The organism is Micromonospora sp. CCTCC AA 2012012 (assembly GCF_040499845.1).
GTDB lineage: Bacteria > Actinomycetota > Actinomycetes > Mycobacteriales > Micromonosporaceae > Micromonospora > Micromonospora mangrovi.
In genome coordinates, this window is the sequence record NZ_CP159342.1 from 3,142,138 (window position 1) to 3,157,563 (window position 15,426).

At 74.1% G+C, this 15,426-nt stretch carries 19 protein-coding genes; 10 read left to right on the forward strand and 9 right to left on the reverse strand.

Translation table 11 applies throughout. The features are described 5' to 3' along the window. Positions 1-53: 53 nt before the first annotated feature. The 3 genes from ABUL08_RS13595 to ABUL08_RS13605 all read left to right on the forward strand — a co-directional run bounded on the left by ABUL08_RS13595 (position 54) and on the right by ABUL08_RS13605 (position 1,335). Positions 54-470, forward strand: coding sequence for a DUF2795 domain-containing protein (locus tag ABUL08_RS13595; RefSeq protein ID WP_350938037.1), 417 nt, complete (start codon positions 54-56; stop codon positions 468-470). 52 nt (positions 471-522) lie between these two features. Then, the gene (locus ABUL08_RS13600; RefSeq protein WP_242798722.1) at positions 523-984 is read left to right on the forward strand and encodes an SRPBCC family protein; all 462 of its coding nucleotides are present in this window, start codon (positions 523-525) and stop codon (positions 982-984) included. An 87-nt stretch (positions 985-1,071) separates the two neighbouring features. After that, positions 1,072-1,335 (forward strand): hypothetical protein, encoded by a 264-nt coding sequence (locus ABUL08_RS13605; protein WP_091067527.1) that lies wholly within the window; start codon positions 1,072-1,074, stop codon positions 1,333-1,335. Between the two features lie 207 nt (positions 1,336-1,542). Here ABUL08_RS13605 and ABUL08_RS13610 read toward each other — a convergent pair whose 3' ends face one another. Continuing rightward, on the reverse strand, positions 1,543-1,794 hold the full coding sequence (locus tag ABUL08_RS13610; RefSeq protein WP_350938038.1) for a hypothetical protein: 252 nt from the start codon (positions 1,792-1,794) through the stop codon (positions 1,543-1,545). Positions 1,795-1,971: 177 nt separating this feature from the next. On the opposite strand from ABUL08_RS13610, the gene ABUL08_RS13615 reads away from it, so the two are divergent. After that, positions 1,972-2,184: a hypothetical protein gene (locus ABUL08_RS13615; protein ID WP_350938039.1), complete on the forward strand. Its 213-nt coding sequence runs from the start codon at positions 1,972-1,974 to the stop codon at positions 2,182-2,184. Here ABUL08_RS13615 and ABUL08_RS13620 read toward each other — a convergent pair. Next, positions 2,181-2,627: a hypothetical protein gene (locus ABUL08_RS13620; protein ID WP_350938041.1), complete on the reverse strand. Its 447-nt coding sequence runs from the start codon at positions 2,625-2,627 to the stop codon at positions 2,181-2,183. The genes ABUL08_RS13615 and ABUL08_RS13620 overlap by 4 nt on opposite strands. 164 nt (positions 2,628-2,791) lie before the next feature. On the opposite strand from ABUL08_RS13620, the gene ABUL08_RS13625 reads away from it, so the two are divergent. Further along, entirely contained in the window at positions 2,792-3,151 is a 360-nt protein-coding gene (locus tag ABUL08_RS13625) for a DUF6401 family natural product biosynthesis protein (protein ID WP_350938044.1), read from the forward strand. Between the two features lie 58 nt (positions 3,152-3,209). On the opposite strand, the gene ABUL08_RS13630 is transcribed toward ABUL08_RS13625, so the two are convergent. Then, positions 3,210-4,055 (reverse strand): mechanosensitive ion channel family protein, encoded by an 846-nt coding sequence (locus ABUL08_RS13630; protein WP_350938046.1) that lies wholly within the window; start codon positions 4,053-4,055, stop codon positions 3,210-3,212. Positions 4,056-4,257: 202 nt separating this feature from the next. On the opposite strand from ABUL08_RS13630, the gene ABUL08_RS13635 reads away from it, so the two are divergent. The 3 genes from ABUL08_RS13635 to ABUL08_RS13645 all read left to right on the forward strand — a co-directional run bounded on the left by ABUL08_RS13635 (position 4,258) and on the right by ABUL08_RS13645 (position 8,535). Beyond that, a complete protein-coding gene (locus tag ABUL08_RS13635; protein ID WP_350938048.1) occupies positions 4,258-6,396 on the forward strand; it encodes an ATP-binding SpoIIE family protein phosphatase in 2,139 nt (712 codons plus the stop codon). Between the two features lie 42 nt (positions 6,397-6,438). Further along, positions 6,439-7,116 (forward strand): HAD family hydrolase, encoded by a 678-nt coding sequence (locus ABUL08_RS13640; protein WP_350938050.1) that lies wholly within the window; start codon positions 6,439-6,441, stop codon positions 7,114-7,116. 129 nt (positions 7,117-7,245) lie between these two features. After that, positions 7,246-8,535: a cation:proton antiporter gene (locus ABUL08_RS13645; RefSeq protein WP_350938052.1), complete on the forward strand. Its 1,290-nt coding sequence runs from the start codon at positions 7,246-7,248 to the stop codon at positions 8,533-8,535. Here the strand turns inward: ABUL08_RS13645 and ABUL08_RS13650 are convergent. Both ABUL08_RS13650 and ABUL08_RS13655 read right to left on the reverse strand, forming a co-directional pair. Continuing rightward, on the reverse strand, positions 8,491-9,483 hold the full coding sequence (locus tag ABUL08_RS13650; protein ID WP_350938054.1) for an anti-sigma factor RsbA family regulatory protein: 993 nt from the start codon (positions 9,481-9,483) through the stop codon (positions 8,491-8,493). The genes ABUL08_RS13645 and ABUL08_RS13650 overlap by 45 nt on opposite strands. Positions 9,484-9,585: 102 nt before the next feature. Further along, positions 9,586-10,533, reverse strand: coding sequence for an NAD(P)/FAD-dependent oxidoreductase (locus ABUL08_RS13655; protein ID WP_350938620.1), 948 nt, complete (start codon positions 10,531-10,533; stop codon positions 9,586-9,588). 112 nt (positions 10,534-10,645) lie between these two features. Here ABUL08_RS13655 and ABUL08_RS13660 point away from each other — a divergent pair, with 112 nt between their 5' ends. Beyond that, positions 10,646-10,867, forward strand: a complete 222-nt coding sequence (locus tag ABUL08_RS13660) for a DUF3072 domain-containing protein (RefSeq protein ID WP_350938056.1) — start codon at positions 10,646-10,648, stop codon at positions 10,865-10,867. A gap of 1 nt (position 10,868) precedes the next feature. Here ABUL08_RS13660 and ABUL08_RS13665 read toward each other — a convergent pair whose 3' ends face one another. The 3 genes from ABUL08_RS13665 to ABUL08_RS13675 are packed head-to-tail and all read right to left on the reverse strand — an operon-like array spanning position 10,869 to position 13,997. Next, positions 10,869-11,369: a metallophosphoesterase family protein gene (locus ABUL08_RS13665; protein ID WP_350938058.1), complete on the reverse strand. Its 501-nt coding sequence runs from the start codon at positions 11,367-11,369 to the stop codon at positions 10,869-10,871. A 34-nt stretch (positions 11,370-11,403) separates the two neighbouring features. Beyond that, positions 11,404-12,183, reverse strand: a complete 780-nt coding sequence (locus ABUL08_RS13670) for a glucose 1-dehydrogenase (RefSeq protein ID WP_350938060.1) — start codon at positions 12,181-12,183, stop codon at positions 11,404-11,406. After that, positions 12,180-13,997 (reverse strand): glycoside hydrolase family 15 protein, encoded by a 1,818-nt coding sequence (locus ABUL08_RS13675; protein ID WP_350938061.1) that lies wholly within the window; start codon positions 13,995-13,997, stop codon positions 12,180-12,182. Before ABUL08_RS13675 ends, ABUL08_RS13670 begins: the two co-directional genes overlap by 4 nt. A gap of 123 nt (positions 13,998-14,120) precedes the next feature. Here ABUL08_RS13675 and ABUL08_RS13680 point away from each other — a divergent pair, with 123 nt between their 5' ends. Next, positions 14,121-14,708, forward strand: a complete 588-nt coding sequence (locus tag ABUL08_RS13680) for a general stress protein (protein WP_350938062.1) — start codon at positions 14,121-14,123, stop codon at positions 14,706-14,708. Positions 14,709-14,763: 55 nt separating this feature from the next. Here ABUL08_RS13680 and ABUL08_RS13685 read toward each other — a convergent pair whose 3' ends face one another. Next, positions 14,764-15,351: a DUF1684 domain-containing protein gene (locus tag ABUL08_RS13685; RefSeq protein WP_350938064.1), complete on the reverse strand. Its 588-nt coding sequence runs from the start codon at positions 15,349-15,351 to the stop codon at positions 14,764-14,766. Positions 15,352-15,426: the final 75 nt, after the last annotated feature.

Genomic DNA, 15,426 nt, shown 5'->3' on the forward strand with positions numbered 1-15,426 from the left:
CTTCACGGTCCGGCCCCGGTTTACCGGCCGCCCGCTCGGGCATCCCAGACGGCATGGAACGTGGCAGCAGCAAGCACTCACCCAGGGTCGACGAGCAGATGAGCCAGGAGGTCGCCGGGCTCGTCCAGGGTCCGGGGACCGGCGGCTCCCGGGTGGACGAGTTCCGTCAGCCGGAGCCGGCGGGCGAGGACCAGCCGGAGGCGACCACCGCCCCGGCCGGCGAGCTGCGCACCGGTGCCCCGCAGGGGATGAGCTCGCAGGACGTGGAGGCGCGCAGCCGCCTCGGCCGGTTCATCACCATGACCGCCCTGCCCGGTGACCGGGAGGCGCTGGTCGCCAACGCCCGCGAGAACGAGGCCCCGGCCGACATCGTCGCGGCGTTGGAGCGACTGCCGGAGGGCACCCGTTACCAGACGATTTCCGAGGTGTGGGCCGCCCTCGGGCACAAGAACGAGACGACGCGCTGGTGACCGGATCGGCCCACGATCCGGAGCGTCACCGGCGGCAGAGGAGGAAATCCTGATGAGCGGCGTAATGGAGCACGTGGACGTCTCCGTCCCGATCCGGACCGCGTACGACCAGTGGACCCAGTTCGAGGAGTTCCCCCACTTCATGGAGGGGGTCCAGGAGGTCCGGCAGCTCTCCGACACGATGACCCACTGGACGGTGGAGATCGCCGGGGTCAAGCGCGAGTTCGACGCCGAGATCACCGAGCAGCTGCCCGACGAGCGGGTCGCCTGGAAGTCCACGGGCGGCACCCAGCACGCCGGTGTGGTGACCTTCCACCGGTTGGACGAGAACGACACCCGGGTCACCCTCCAGCTGGAGTTCGAGCCGCACGGTGTGGTCGAGAAGGCGGGCGACAAGCTGGGCGTCGTCGACCGCCGGGCCAAGGGCGACCTGGAGCGGTTCAAGCAGTTCATCGAGCGGCGCGGCCAGGAGACCGGTGCCTGGCGCGGCTCGGTGGACCGACCCACCCCGTGATCTGCTGATCCCCCGCACACGACACGTCCGACGGCGGTGGCCCCCCGGCGGCCGTTTGCGATCACCGGCCCCGGGTACCGCAACGGAATGACCGACAACGACAGCCACGTCTGGCGCGACGAGGACCGCACCCCCCTGCACGAGCTGGACCGGGCGATCGCCCGGTCGACCCTCGACGGGCAGGCCGACGACGTCACCGGCAACGACGCGGGTGAGGAGGCCGCCTTCGGGCACGGGCCGGAGGCGGTGGACCGGGGCGCCGGACCGGAGGCCGAGCGGCGGGAGATGACCGACGCCGACCGCGCCTACCGGCCCTCGACGACGGGACGGACCGGCCCGGACAGCATGTGAGCCGGCCGCCGGGCGCCACCGGGCGCCCGACCCGGCACGCCCGCCTCGGCCCGGCGGCACGCGGGGCCGAGGCGGCGCGGCTCAGCCCGGCGGCGCGGCTCAGCCCGGCGGCGCGGCTCAGCCCGGCGGCGCGGCTCAGCCCGGCGGCGCGGCTCAGCCCGGCGGCGCGGCTCAGCCCGGCGGCGCGGCTCAGCCCGGCGGCGCGGTTCAGCCCGCCGTGGCGGCGGACCCCGCGACCCGCTCCCCCGGCCCGCCGGGGGCGACCGGGGCGACGGGGGCGCCGACCGGGACGCCCGGCGTCATCGCCGGCACGACCCGGGCCGCCGCGACGGGAACCGGGGCCCGACCCCGCCAGGCGCGCACGCTGAGCGCGAACGCGGTCGCGAGGGCGAGCTGGGCCGCCGCGACGATCCCGTGCCCCCGCCGCCAACTCAGGCCGGCCCCGAACGGCCCGGTCATGATCAGCGGGCCGATCGCCGCCGATCCCGCCGTATCAGGTCAGATCGGCGGACGGCTCCGATTGGATCCCCCGAATCGGTAAAAAATGCGGTCCAGACGGTTGAGGAAACGGACAGCCCATCCAGAATCGGCCGAACGGGTGACGGCAGAGCGGGGGCTTCGCGCAAGACTTTCGGGATGCAACAGGGCTCCGGCATTCTCACCCCACGTCAGCGTCGCCTGGCCTGGCTGGGCTTCCTGCTCGCCGCCGTTCAGGCACCCGTCGCCGCGAAATTCGTGGCGGACAGCTCCTGGCTGTTCAGCCTCTGCGTCGCGCTGATGGTGGCGACCGTGATCATCGCGGACGACGCCTCCCGGCGGCAGCCGGCGCAGGCCCGCTCCTCCGACTAGGCGTCCCCGCCGGGGCGCGCCTCGTGCCCCGGCCTCCCGTGGGTGCGGCGGCGCTCCTTCATCTCCGCCTCGTACAGGTGGCGTCGGCCGTCGACCAGCTCGTCACGGGCCTGGCGGTCCAGCTCGCGGAAGAGCGCGTAGTAGCCGTCGTCGAAGTCCTCGACGATCTGGAACGTCCAGCGTCCGGCGATCACGTTGCGCCCCAGCAGGTCCCGGCCGATCCGTTCGGCGATCCCGTCGTGCCCGGCCTTGCGGAAGAGCTCCACCGCGTCGTCGAGCATCAGGTCGGCGTGACCCACGAGCTGGTGCAGCGAATAGAGGTGGCCGCGTACCCGCTCCACGGTCTCCAGGGCCTCGCTCAGCTTGCCGAGCGCCTCGACCGTGTCGTCGCTCACGCCGGCAGGTCGCCGGTGCGCCTCGTCGGGTCCGTCGACGTGTCCCATTCCGGTCCTCCCCGGGTCGGCTGCGCGGGTTCGCGTGGTTTCCCTTCTGCCCCCTCCCGGCCGGGTCAATCCCGTCGGGGGACGCCGGACGACCGGCGGCGGACCCCGCCATCGGCCGGTCGGCCGAGGTCGCGCCGGTCGCGCGACGATTAGCCTCGGTCACCATGCGTGTGCCGTACAACCGGGTCGTGACCCGTTCCGCCGCGGGCTCCGCGCGGTCCGCCCTCGCCGTGCTCACCGCCTCCGTCGGCACGGCGGGCCTCGCCGCGGCCGCCGCCCGCCCCGGCCTGCTGGCCATGGTCGACCAGCACGCGGCCGCCGTCCGGGACAGCCTCGGCGGCGACCGCCGGCCCCTGACGGTGGCCGCGCTCGCCGGGTACGCCGAAGGCGTCCGCTCGGCCGCCCTGGAGCACGGCTGGCAGCCCCCGGCCGACCTGGACTGGTCGGAGCCGGACTGGCTGCGGCTGCGCCTGCTGGCGGTCTGCGCGCTGGCCCGGTCGCTGGACCCGCGGCACCTGGCCTGAACACGGCGGAGGGCGCCCGCGATCACCCCGCGGACACCCTCCCTCGCAACCCCCCGGATCAGCCGTTCGGCCGCCGGAACTGCTGGGTCTGGTCGCCCATCGGACGGGCACCGGTCATCGAGGACTCCGGCATCACCTGGGTCCGCTGACCACCCCGGTCGGCCATGTGGCGCTCGTAGTCGCTGCGCCCGGCGCCCTGCGCCTGACGGTTCTCCCGGATCGCCCGGGACTCCTCGGCGGCCCGGTCGAGCCAGCCGTCCCAGCGGCTCTGCATCGGCTTCACCAGACCACCGCCGACGCCGACGATCAGGATGCCGGCCACCGTGGCGAGCACCGCGATCAGCACCGGCGTGGTGACGGTGGTGGCGATGCCCACCTGGTTGAGCGCGGCGATCACACCGAGCGCCAGGATGAAGACCGCTACCAGGTCACCGAGGATCTTGCCGTAGGAGAGCCCACCCAGCGCGCCGGTGACCAGGTCCCGGACGGCGTTGGCGATGGCGGCGGCGACGACCACGATGACGATCGCCACGAACGCCCGCGGCAGCCAGGAGATCACTCCCCGGATCAGGTCACTGATCGCGTTGGGTCCCCACACCCCGAAGGCGAACTGCAGGGTGAACAGCAGCACCGCGTAGTAGGCCAGTTTGGCCAGGATGTCGCTGGCGTCGTACTTCGTTCTCTCGAGTGCGCGTTTGATGCCACCACGTTCGACCGCGCGGTCGAACCCCACCCGTTCCAGTGCGGCGTCCACGATCTTGAGGACGGCTCGGGCGATGAGCCACCCCACCACGAGGATCACGATGAACGCGATGGCCCTCGGGATGAAGAGCAGCACCGACCTCCAGAAATCGGTCAGGGCGGCACCGATGTCGGCCTGCCCGACCGCGACGGTCCTAGGCATGGGTGTCCCTTCCTGTCGCGTGAATTGCGACGCCCGCATACCCGGTCGTCCCGGTGGCACGCCGCACCGGCCACCAGCAATTTCCCGACAGCGCCGCCGAAACCGGCCCTGACCTGCCGTTCTGCCCATGTTCCGCGACCGGGACGGCCGGTCACCGGGCATGATCGGAACGTCCCCGGGACGCTCCGGTTAGGCTGCGTTCATGCCAGGCACGGTCGGGCGCGTCCCCACACCATCGGCTCCCGCTCCGGGAGCAGCAGCGGACTGGGACGTCACCGGCTCCGCCTCCGCCGCCGTGCTGGCCCACCCGTGGGCCGACACCCCGCTCGGCGCGCCCGAGGGGTGGGACCCGGCCCTGCGGGCGGTGGTCGACCTGATCCTCGCCTCGCCGGTGCCGATGGCCCTGCTCTACGGCGACGACCTCGTGATGCTCTACAACGACGGCTACGCCGAACTGATCGGTGCCCGGCACCCGGAGGCGCTGGGGCATCCCGCGGCCGAGGTCTTCGCGGACCTCTGGGACGATCCCGGCACCGGAGACGTGCTGCGGCGGGCGTACCGGCACGGGGAGTCCTTCCTCGCCCGGGAGGCCGTGCTCCCCATCCACCGGCACCTGCCCGAGGGGACGGGCGAACCGGTCTTCACCCGCGGCCACTCCCCGGTCCGGGACAGCGCCGGGCGGATCGTCGGGGTGCTCACCGTCGCCGCCCAGACCACCCAGCTCACCGACCAGCTGCAGAGCCTGAGCGACTTCGCCGCCGCGCTCTCCGGCACGCTCACCCTGGACGACGTCGCCCGGGTGACCCTGCGCTACTGCCTCGACGCCTTCGACGCGGACCGGGTCTCGCTCGCCGTCGACGAGGGCTCGGCCTGGCGGATGGTCCGGCGGCTGCGGGGGGAGCTGCTGGACGAGGCGGACGAGCGACTGCCGCCGCTGTGGCGCCGGATGACCGCCGAGTCCCCCTTCCCGGTGGTGACCACCGCCCGCAGCGGGGTGCCGTACTTCGCCACCGACGGGCAGCCGCTGCGGGAGCACGCGGCGGACCGGCACGACGAGAAGGTCCGGGCGATCGCCGCGCTGCCGCTGCGCTCCTCGGTGATCCGGGGTGCCCTGACGGTCGGCTACCAGGTGGCGCACACCTGGTCGGCGGCGGAGCGGGCGCTGCTGGCCGCCTCGGCGGAGCTGATCGGCCAGGCCGCCGAGCGGGCCCGCCGGTTCGAGACCCAGCACGGCACCGCCCAGCTCCTGCAACGCAGCATGCTGCCGGACCAGTTGCCGGACCTGCCCCGGCTGCGGATCGCCGCCCGCTACGAGCCGGGCGTGGACGGCAACGCGGCGGGTGGCGACTTCTACGACGCGTTCGTGCTGCCCTCCGGGGCGCTGGCCGTCGTGCTCGGCGACGTGGCCGGCCACGACCTGCGGGCCGCCGCGCGGATGGGCCAGGTCCGCGCCGCGCTGCGGGCGCTCGCCCTGTCCGACCCGCGACCGGACGCGGTCCTCGCCGGCCTGGACCGGCTGGTCGCGAGCCTGGGCGTCGAGTCGGGTACGCACGAACTCTTCGTCACGGTGGTGTTCGGCGTGATCGAGGTGGACCGCCGGACGGTCACGCTGGCCAGCGCCGGGCACCCCGCGCCGCTGATCCGCCGCTGCCCGCCGGAGGGCCCGCCGGTCGCCGAGTACGTCGACGTGCCGCCCGGCGCTCCGCTGGGGCTGGGCAGCCGGCCCCCTACCGTCACGGTGCCCTTCGCGCCGGGCGACACCCTGCTGCTCTACAGCGACGGGGTGGTCGAGCGCCGGTGGCAGGGGCTCGCCGACGGCCTCGGCGGGCTGGCTGCGGCGCTGAGCGGGGCGAACAGCGGTGACCCCCGGGCGCTCTGCGCGGTGGCGACCGCCGCGGTGCCCGGCGCCACCGAGGACGACGTGGCCGTGCTGGCGGTGGAGCACGCGGTCAAGCCGAGCCGCTCGGCGGGCATGGAGGTCCCGGCGGAGCCGACCGCGCCGAGCCGGGTGCGGCACTGGCTGACCGCCCAGCTCACCGAGTGGCGGGTGCCGGAGAGCGTGATCGGCGCGGCGGTGCTCTGCACCAGCGAGCTGACCACCAACGCCCTCCTGCACGCGGGCACCGCCGCCCGGGTGGAGATCGACCTGAGCGCCGAACGGCTGCTGGTCTCGGTGGCCGACTCGGGCACCCGGGGCACGGTGACCCGGGCCCAGACGGACACGCTGAGCAGCCGGGGACGCGGCCTCGGGTTGATCGAGGAGCTCAGCGACGCGTGGGGCACCGACCCGACGGTGCGCGGTTCGACCGTCTGGTTCGAGATCCTCATCCCCGCCTCGTGAGTCGACGCGTCGGCACGGAGCCGGCGGGGTAGGAGAACGGGCATGCCTTCCGACAACCGCAGCGGCGTCCTCCTCGACGTGGACGGAACCCTGGTCGACACCACGTACCTGCACACGGTGAGCTGGTGGGAGGCGCTTCGGCAGGCCGACCACCTGGTCCCGATGGCGCTCATCCACCGCTCCATCGGGATGGGCTCGGACAAGCTCCTCGACCACCTGCTGGGCCCGGAGCGCGACCGGGACGGCGACGAGAAGCTGCGCGACGCGCACGACAGCCTCTACGCCGAGTACTGGCAGCGGTTGGCGCCGCTGCCCGGCGCGGTGGAGCTGCTGCGGGCCTGCGCGGCGCGGGGGCTGCGGGTGGTGCTGGCGACCTCGGCGGCCGAGCACGAGGCGGCGGCGTTGCGCCGGGTCCTCGACGCCGACGACGTCATCGACACGGTCACCTCCTCGGCCGACGCGCAGGAGAGCAAGCCGGCGCCGGACATCCTGGTGGCGGCGCTGGAGCAGTCGGGACTCCGAGCGGAGCGGGTGGTCTTCGTCGGCGACTCGGTGTGGGACGTCGCGGCGGCCGGCAAGCTGGACATCCCCTGCATCGGGCTGACCTGCGGCGGCACCAGCCGGGCCGAACTGGCCGGCGCGGGCGCCGTGGCCGTCTACGACGACCCGGCCGCCCTGCTGGCCGGCCTCGGCGAGAGCGCCGTCGCGGACCTCCCCTGACCCACGGCGGCGTCCCGGGGGCGTGACCGGACGCACCCGGGACAAGCCGGACACCCAGGCATAGCCGACTGCGGCACGGGGCACTGGTGACCACCTGCCCGCGCCGCGGGCGGCGGGAAGGGTGGTGCCGTGGAACCGGTGGATGTCGCGTTCGCGCTGGTGGGTGTCGGTGCCCTGCTGGCAGGAATCCTGCCGCGGCTGCTGGAGCGCCGCCCGCTGTCCATGCCGATCGCCTTCCTCGGCCTGGGAATGCTGGTCTTCCTGCTCCCCACCGGCCTGCCCACGCCCGACCCGCTGCGCTGGCCGGAGATCACCACCCACCTCACCGAGGTCGGCGTGATCGTCGCCCTGATGGGTGCCGGCCTCAAGATCGACCGTCCGTTGAGCTGGTCGCGCTGGTCGTCGACGTGGCGGCTGCTGGCCATCGCCATGCCGCTCTGCATCGCGGCGGTGGCCCTGCTGGGCTGGTGGTGGGCCGGGCTGGTGCCGGCCGCGGCGCTGCTGCTCGGTGCCGCGCTCGCCCCCACCGACCCGGTGCTCGCCGCGGACGTGCAGGTGGGCGAGCCGACCGACGCGGAGGACTCCGAGGACGAGGTGCGGTTCGCACTGACCTCCGAGGCGGGGCTCAACGACGGTCTGGCCTTCCCCTTCGTGTACGCCGCCATCGCGATCGCCACCACCAGCCTGGCTCCCCGCGACTGGATGGCCCACTGGTTCACCGTCGACGTGGTCTGGAAGCTGGCCGTCGGGGTCGGCGGCGGGCTGCTCATCGGCTGGCTGCTCGGCAAGCTCTTCTTCCGGGCACCGAGCGAGTTGCGGCTGGCCCGGCACGCCGAGGGCTTCCTCGCGCTGGCCGCCACCTTCCTGGCGTACGGGCTGGTCGAGGTGGTCGGCGGGTACGGCTTCCTGGCCGTCTTCGTCGCCGCCCGGGCGATCCGGGCCGCCGAGCGGACCCACGAGTTCCACTCGGTGCTGCACGACTTCGCCGAGCAGATCGAACGGCTGCTCACCGTGCTGTTGCTGCTGCTCTTCGGTGGTGCGGTGATCGGCGGCCTGCTCGCCCCGCTGACCTGGCGGGCGGCGCTGATCGGGCTGGCGCTGGTCTTCGTGATCCGGCCGCTGACCGGCTGGCTGGCGCTGCGCGGGGCACCGGGCCGCGCGTCCGAGCAGTGGGTGATCGCCCTGTTCGGCATCCGGGGCGTCGGCTCGTTCTACTACCTCGCGTACGCCACCAGCAAGACGGACTTCCCCCAGGCCGACCTGATCTGGGCGACGGTGGGCCTGGTGGTGATCGTCTCGGTGGTGGTGCACGGCGTCGCGGCCACGCCGGTGATGCAGTTGCTCGACCGGTCGGGCAACCGGACGCAGGACCCGTCAGAGCGCGAGAGCGCACCCGCCCTGGGCGGCGCCCGGAGCTGACGCCGGGGCGGCCGGGGGCAGTTCCAGGTGCAGCCGCACGGTGGTCGTACCGTCCGCCGCGCGGATGTCGACCAGGTCGCAGAGCTGCTGGACCAGGAGCAGGCCGCGCCCCCGTACGCTGTCGGCCGGCGGTGGCACCCGCCCGGCGAGCGGGTCGCGCAGTTCGCCGCGGCTGGTCACCTCGCAGAGCAGTTCCCCCGCCGCCACCCAGCACCGCACGACGGCGGGGGGCGCGGCGTGGGTGAGGGCGTTCGACGCCAGTTCGGTGACTGCGATCCGCAGGTCGTCGAGGCGCTCGCCGGTGAGGCCGGCGGCGGTGGCCACGGCGGCGACCGCGGCGCGCAGCGCACCGAGATCGGCCGACTCGACCGGCCGGGTCACCGCGTACGGCGGGGGTGCCGGGAGCGGGGCGGCGAGCCGGGTCAGCACGTCGTGGGGAGACAGGTGGTCCGGGCTGAGCCGGGCCACTCCCCCGGCGACCAGCCAGCGGTGGGTACGCCGGATGTCGGCGAGCGCGTCGGCCGGCAGTCGGGTGCGGTCGAAGAGGCACCGGGTGGCCAGCTGCTGCCCGGCGAAGACCAGGTCGAGCGCGGCCTCGTGCCCCACGCAGTGCCGGAACGCCGCCGGGCGGCGGTCCGGCCACAGCCATTCCCCGATGATCCGCGTCCGCCGGCCGGGGAAGCGGTGCAGCGTGCCGGGGATGATCGCGGCGGGGTTGCGCCCGAGCACCGCCAGGTCGGCGAACTCGATCCCGTCGAGCCCGGTGAGGGCCGCCCGGACCGATGCGAGCCGGTGGGTGGGGACGGCGACCAGGACGGGCTCGCCGGCGGCCCGCCCCTCCGCCGCGAAGGCGCGGATCGCGTCCAGGTAGTCGCGGTCGTCGGCGTAGAGCAGCGCGTCGTGCCGGAGCCCGTCCGGCGGAGACGCCGACGGGCCGTCGTCGGTCACCACGTCCCCCGCCGACCGCCGACTCCGTTCACGTCCCGCCCACCTCCCCCGCCCGTACGATAACTCGCCGGTGACCCATGATGCCTCGCGCAGCGGGGTCGGTCAGCGACGGTCCGCGATTAACCGGTCCACCAGCGCCCGACCCAGGTCCCGGCCGGAGCGCCAGGCGCTCTGCACCCGGGGCTTGCCGAAGGCGTCCCCGGCGATGCCAATGCCGTCGGCGTCCAGGTGGTACGTGCCGTCCCCGCCCGCCGCCGGCTTCGCGTACGTCCAGCGGTGCACGTGGGTCAGCTCGGCCGGCTCGGGCAGACCGAGCAGGTCGCGGACGGCCTGCTCGACGGCCGGGCCGGCGGCGGAGGGCTGGAGCAGGTGGCCGGCGGCGAACTCGGCCGTGGTGTGCGCGACCAGCACCGGCGCGCCGTCGCCCCGCCGGTCGCCGTCGTCGCAGACCAGGCTCAGCACCGGGTGGTCGTTGACGAACGCGCCGCGGAAGTCCGCCCAGCGCCGGGTCGGGAAGCGCAGCACCCCGGTCAGCGCGGGTGACCACTGCTGACCGGCCACCGCGCGGGTGGCCGCGGCGAGCGCCGGGTCGAGCAGCAGGGCCGCCTGCGGGCCGGGCATGGCGAGCACCACCGCCTCGCACGGCCGGCCGTCCACCGCCGGCCCCGGCTCGACGCCGAGGACCAGCCGGTCCACCAGCACGGGCAGGTCCCGGGCCAGGTGTTCGACGAGCGAGCGCAGGCCTCGCGGGGCGGCCCAGCGGGTCGGCCCGGGCACCTCCCGGCGGCCCTCCGGCCCGTACGCGACGAAGGTGTCGGTCCATTCGCGGGCCAGCCCGGCGGCCCGCCAGTCCTGCGCGACAGCGGCGAAGTCGGGGTCGCTGACGGTGAAGTAGGCCGCGCCGAGGTCGGCCGGGCGGCCGTCGAAGCGTTTGCTTGCCATCCGCCCGCCGGCGACCCGGGCCCGTTCCCGGATCTCCACCGGGATGCCGGCCGCGGCCAGTTCGGCGGCGCACGCCACCCCGGCGATCCCCGCGCCGACCACCACCACACCCGCTCGTCCCGCCGTCACCGGATGATCGTATGCGGCGGTGGCGGTGCGACCGGCATGAAGGGGCGACACCCGGGGTACTGGTACACCTGTTCGAGGAGAGGTGATCATCATGGCTGACCGCAACAGCAGCACGGACGGCGCGAACCCGCAGGCCGCCATCAAGGACCCCGACGAGTGGGTCACCGGCGAGGAGCCGCCGACCGCCGCTCAGGAGTCGTACCTGCACACCCTGGCCCGGGAGGCCGGCACGGAGGTGCCGGACGACCTGACCAAGGCGGAGGCGTCCCGGCGGATCGACGAACTCCAGGAGGAGACCGGGCGCGGGCAGTGACTCAGCGCGGGGGCAGGCGGTGCAGCTCGACCTCGTCGAGCCGCCCCGCCGCCACCCGCGCGGTCAGCCAGGTGAAGCAGGGCTGGGCCCGCCGGTCGGTCGGCGAGCCCGGGTTGAGCAGCCGCAGGCCACCCGGCGCGACGCTGTCCCACGGGATGTGCGAGTGACCGAAGACCAGCAGGTCGCAGTCGGGGAAGCGGGCGGCGCAGCGCTCCTCGCGCCGCTCCTTCGGGCCGGTCTCGTGCACCACCGCCACCCGTAGGCCCGCCAGCTCGACCCGGGCCACCTCGGGCAGCCGGGCACGCAGCGCCGGCCCGTCGTTGTTGCCGTACACGCCGACCAGCCGCCGGGCCCGGGCCTCGACCGCGTCGAGCAGGTGGACGTCGACCCAGTCCCCGGCGTGCAGCACCACGTCGGCGGCGTCGATCGCGGCCCACAGCGGTGTCGGCAGGTCGCGCGCCCGCTTCGGTACGTGCGTGTCGGCCGTGATCACCAGCTGCATCCCTCGATCCTGCCAGGGCAGCCGGCTCGTCGCCTCAGGCGCCCTGACCCTGGTTCTGCATGAGGCCGCCGTCCATGAAGTACGTCGACCCGGTCACGTAGTCGGCGTCGTCGCTGGCCAGGAAGACGGCGAGCTTGGCGATCTCCGCCGGCTCCGCGGCCCGCTTCCAGGGGATGCTCTGCACCTGCTCCTCCAGATAGGCCGGGTCGTCGATGGCCCGCTGGTTGAACGGGGTGAGCACCATGCCGGGCCCGATGTTGTTGACGTTCATGTGCATCGGGGCGACCTCCAGGGCGAGGCTCTTGGCGAATTCGAGCATCGCGCCCTTGCTGGAGTCGTAGTCGGCGCCCCCGGCCCGGGCCACCTCCTGGTGGATCGAGGTGATGTTGATGATCTTTCCGTGTCCGCCCTGGTCACGGCGGTGCCGGACGAACCGGCGCGAGCAGAAGAACGTGCCGTACACGTTGGTGCGGATGGCCCGGTCCCAGGTCTCGGTGTCCAGGTCGACGACCGGGATGCCGGAGGCGTCCACCCCGGCGTCGTTCATCAGGATGTCGAGGGTGCCGAACTCCGCGAGGGCCTCGTCGAACATCGCCTCGACCTGGTGCTCGACGCTGATGTCGCCCTGCACCACGACGGCCCGCCGGCCGGTCTTCTCGATCTCCGCCCTGGTGTGGTTCGCCCCGGCGTGGTCCTCCAGGTAGTGCACCACCACGTCGGCCCCCTCCCGACCGAACTCGATCGCGGTGGCCTGTCCGATGCCCGAGTCGGAACCGGTGATGATGGCGGTCCGGCCGGTGAGTCGTCCGGTCATCTGCGTGCTCCCTCCGTGGCGGGCGCGGTGGTCGCGCCCATTCGCCCGGCGGCCTCGGTGAGCCGTCCGGCGGCGTTGATCAGGCCGATGTGCGAGAAGGCCTGGGGAAAGTTGCCGAGTTGCTCGCCGGTGGCCTGGTCGATCTGCTCGGCATAGAGCCCGAGGTCGTTCACCCGGGCGGCGAGCTGGTCCAACAGCCGCCCGGCCCGGTCCAGCTCGCCGGCCTCGGCGAGGCAGCCGACCAGCCAGAACGAGCAGATGACGAAGCCGGCGGGGTCGCCGTCCCAGCGCCGCAGCAGGCCGTCGTGGGACAGCTCCCGTTCCACCACGTCCACCGTGGCACGCATCCGGGGGTCGTCCGCCGGGAGGAAGCCGACCAGCGGCATGATCAGCACCGAGGCGTCCAGCTCGTCGGAGTCGAAGGCCCCGGTGTACGCGCCCAGCCGGTCGTTCCAGCCCCGGGTCAGCACCGCCGCGCGTACCTCGTCCCGGGCGGCCGCCCAGCGCGCCACGTCGGCCGGCTCGCCGATCCGTGGCCCGAAGCGGACCGCCCGGTCCAGCGCGGTCCAGCACTGCACCTTCGACGACAGGTAGTGCCGTTCGGCGTCCCGCGCCTCCCACATCCCGGCGTCCGGGCGGTGCCAGTCGAGCACCGCCTGGTCGGCCAGGGCGTGCAGCAGGTGGCGCACCTCGGGCGACATCGGGTCCAGGTAGTGCCGCATCAACCAGGCGGCGTCGAGGATGTCGCCGAGCACGTCGGTCTGCCGCTGCCGCCACGCGTCGTTGCCGACGAGGACCGGTCGACTGTGGGCGTAGCCGGCGAGGTGGTCGAGGGAGTGTTCGGTGAGGTCCCGTTCCCCCTCGACGCCGTACATGATGGGCACCGGCGCGTCGTCGATCCGGCCCATCGCGCGGGCCACCCAGGCGAACTGGCGGTTGGCCTCGTCGGGGCAGGCGGCCCGCCAGAGCGCCTGGAGGGTGAGGCTGAAGTCGCGGACCCAGACGTAGCGGTAGTCGTAGTTGCGGTCGCCGCCCAGCTCCTCGGGGAGCGAGGTGGTCGCCGCCGCGACGATCGCGCCGCTGGGCTGGTAGGTCATCCCCTGCACCACCATCGCGCTGCGCCGGACCTGGTCGCGGTGCAGGCCGCGGTAGTCGTGCAGGCCGGCCCAGGACCGCCAGCCGGCGACGGCGTCGGCGACCACCCGGTCGGCGTCGGGCAGGGTGGGTTCCCCGCCGTCGTAGGTCGGGGCGTACCCCAGGGTGAAGCCGTGCACGGAGCCGGCGCGGGCGGTGAACTCCCCGGTGGCGCCGCCCTCGGCGCAGCGCAGCGGGGGGTCGGCGCGCAGGTCGAGCCGGGTCGCGCCGGCGGTCGCCCCGATCACCCCGCCGGTGTCGGTGAGATAGCCACGGACCCGGCCGTACTCGAAGCGGGGTTGGTAGTCGACCCGCATCGGCACCTCACCGGTGAGCCCCTCGACGAGCCGGGCGAGGACCCGGGGCGAGCGCAGACCGATCTCGTGGCCCCGCGCGCCGGGCTCCAGCGCGAGGGCGTCGGTCACCGCGACCGCACCGGTAGCGGTGGTGAAGACCGTCCGCAGCACCAGCGAGTCGTCCAGATAGGACCGGGTGGTGGTGTACGCGTCGACCGGCCGGATGCTCCAGTGCCCGGCCCGGTCGTCGAGCAACCGCCCGAAGACCGACGGCCCGTCGAAGCGGGCGGGGCACCACCAGTTCACCGCGCCGTCCCGGTCCACCAGCACCGCGCTGCGACCGTCGGCGAGAAACCCGTGCGCGCTGATCCATCCCCGATCCACGACGGTGCCTACCCGGCCCGCCGGGGCGGCATGCGCCGCCCGGGGTGGGCAATCCGGCCGCCCGATGGCGCGTTACCGCCCGGCGACGGTGGGAAGGCGGCACGTTGACGAAGGAGGATGCTCATGACCAGACCCTCGACTCCGACCGCGGCCTGGCAACCCGGGATGCCGGGCAGCGACAACCTCCCGTCCGGTCCGGCCGGCCGGCCGGCCGCGCCCAGCGGGGACGGCCACGGACCACAGGCGGGTCAACCGACCGTGACGATCGGGTCGTACCCGGACTATCCGTCCGCGCAGCGGGTGGTGGACTATCTCGCCGACAACCGGTTCCCGGTGGAGCGAACCTCCATCGTCGGCACCAACCTGACCCTGGTGGAGACCGTGATGGGTCGGATGACCAACGGCCGGGCGGCGATGATCGGCGCCGGCACGGGCGCCTGGTTCGGCCTCTTCATCGGGCTGTTGTTCGGCATCTTCACCGCCGGCAACTGGGTGGCGGTGATCCTGGTCGGGCTGGTGATCGGCGCGATCTGGGGCGCGGTGTTCGGCGCGGTGGCGCACGCCATGACCGGGGGTCAGCGCGACTTCACCTCGGCCAGTTCGCTGCGCGCCGGCCAGTACGCGGTGACCGTGGACGCCGGCCTGGCCGACCAGGCGCGGCAGTTGCTGGGTCGGATGCACCTCACCCCGACCGGCGCGACCGCCCGCTGACCGCTCAGCCCCTCCCGACGCCCCGGCGCAGTCCGCGCCGGGGCGTCGGCGCACCTCAGTCGTGGTACGTCAGCTCCCCGGCCCGGATCGGCGTGGCCACCCGGTTCTCCGCGGGGGCGAGCGGGCAGGCCCACCGGTCGTCGTACGCGCAGCTCGGGTTGTAGAGGTAGTTGGCGTCGAGCCGGACCCGCCCGCCGGGCAGCACGGTCAGCCCCCGCCCGAAGGTGCCCTTGACGGTGTCGGTGAGATAACGCCCCCCGCCGTACGTCTCCCGTCCGCTGGTGCCGTCGCGCACCGGCACGAAGAGTCCACCCCCGTACGCCTCGATCCACCACAGGGTCAGCGGCCCCCAGGGGGTGTCGGCGACCGCCACCCGGCGGTAGTGGACCACCCCGTCGGGGCCGCCGGTGTCGATGCGCTCGGCGCCGGAGGCGGGACGCAGCGGCGCCTCGACCACGGCGGCCGGGTCCGGCGGGAACCAGCGCAGGCCGGTGAACCCGGGCCGGTCGGCCGCCGGCACGGGGCTGGCCGGATGGGTACCGAACAGCTCGTCGCGGGCCGCGCGGAAGCCGGTCAGGTCGAGGTCGGACAGGTGCAGCCGGGCCACCCGTTCCCGCCAGTCGAGCACATCGAGATCGTCCACCTCCCGACCCTACCGGTCGGCGCTCGTTCAAATTCTGATATCGCCTTCGTCAACCACCACCGACGCCTTGACCAG

Excerpts from the sequence above, each read along its gene's own strand:
- ABUL08_RS13595 (WP_350938037.1), top strand. The coding sequence starts at position 54 with ATGGAACGTGGCAGCAGCAAGCACTCACCCAGGGTCGACGAGCAGATG.
- ABUL08_RS13600 (WP_242798722.1), top strand. The coding sequence starts at position 523 with ATGAGCGGCGTAATGGAGCACGTGGACGTCTCCGTCCCGATCCGGACC.
- ABUL08_RS13605 (WP_091067527.1), top strand. The coding sequence starts at position 1,072 with ATGACCGACAACGACAGCCACGTCTGGCGCGACGAGGACCGCACCCCC.
- ABUL08_RS13610 (WP_350938038.1), bottom strand. The coding sequence starts at position 1,794 with ATGACCGGGCCGTTCGGGGCCGGCCTGAGTTGGCGGCGGGGGCACGGG.
- ABUL08_RS13615 (WP_350938039.1), top strand. The coding sequence starts at position 1,972 with ATGCAACAGGGCTCCGGCATTCTCACCCCACGTCAGCGTCGCCTGGCC.
- ABUL08_RS13620 (WP_350938041.1), bottom strand. The coding sequence starts at position 2,627 with ATGGGACACGTCGACGGACCCGACGAGGCGCACCGGCGACCTGCCGGC.
- ABUL08_RS13625 (WP_350938044.1), top strand. The coding sequence starts at position 2,792 with ATGCGTGTGCCGTACAACCGGGTCGTGACCCGTTCCGCCGCGGGCTCC.
- ABUL08_RS13630 (WP_350938046.1), bottom strand. The coding sequence starts at position 4,055 with ATGCCTAGGACCGTCGCGGTCGGGCAGGCCGACATCGGTGCCGCCCTG.
- ABUL08_RS13635 (WP_350938048.1), top strand. The coding sequence starts at position 4,258 with ATGCCAGGCACGGTCGGGCGCGTCCCCACACCATCGGCTCCCGCTCCG.
- ABUL08_RS13640 (WP_350938050.1), top strand. The coding sequence starts at position 6,439 with ATGCCTTCCGACAACCGCAGCGGCGTCCTCCTCGACGTGGACGGAACC.
- ABUL08_RS13660 (WP_350938056.1), top strand. The coding sequence starts at position 10,646 with ATGGCTGACCGCAACAGCAGCACGGACGGCGCGAACCCGCAGGCCGCC.
- ABUL08_RS13665 (WP_350938058.1), bottom strand. The coding sequence starts at position 11,369 with ATGCAGCTGGTGATCACGGCCGACACGCACGTACCGAAGCGGGCGCGC.
- ABUL08_RS13670 (WP_350938060.1), bottom strand. The coding sequence starts at position 12,183 with ATGACCGGACGACTCACCGGCCGGACCGCCATCATCACCGGTTCCGAC.
- ABUL08_RS13680 (WP_350938062.1), top strand. The coding sequence starts at position 14,121 with ATGACCAGACCCTCGACTCCGACCGCGGCCTGGCAACCCGGGATGCCG.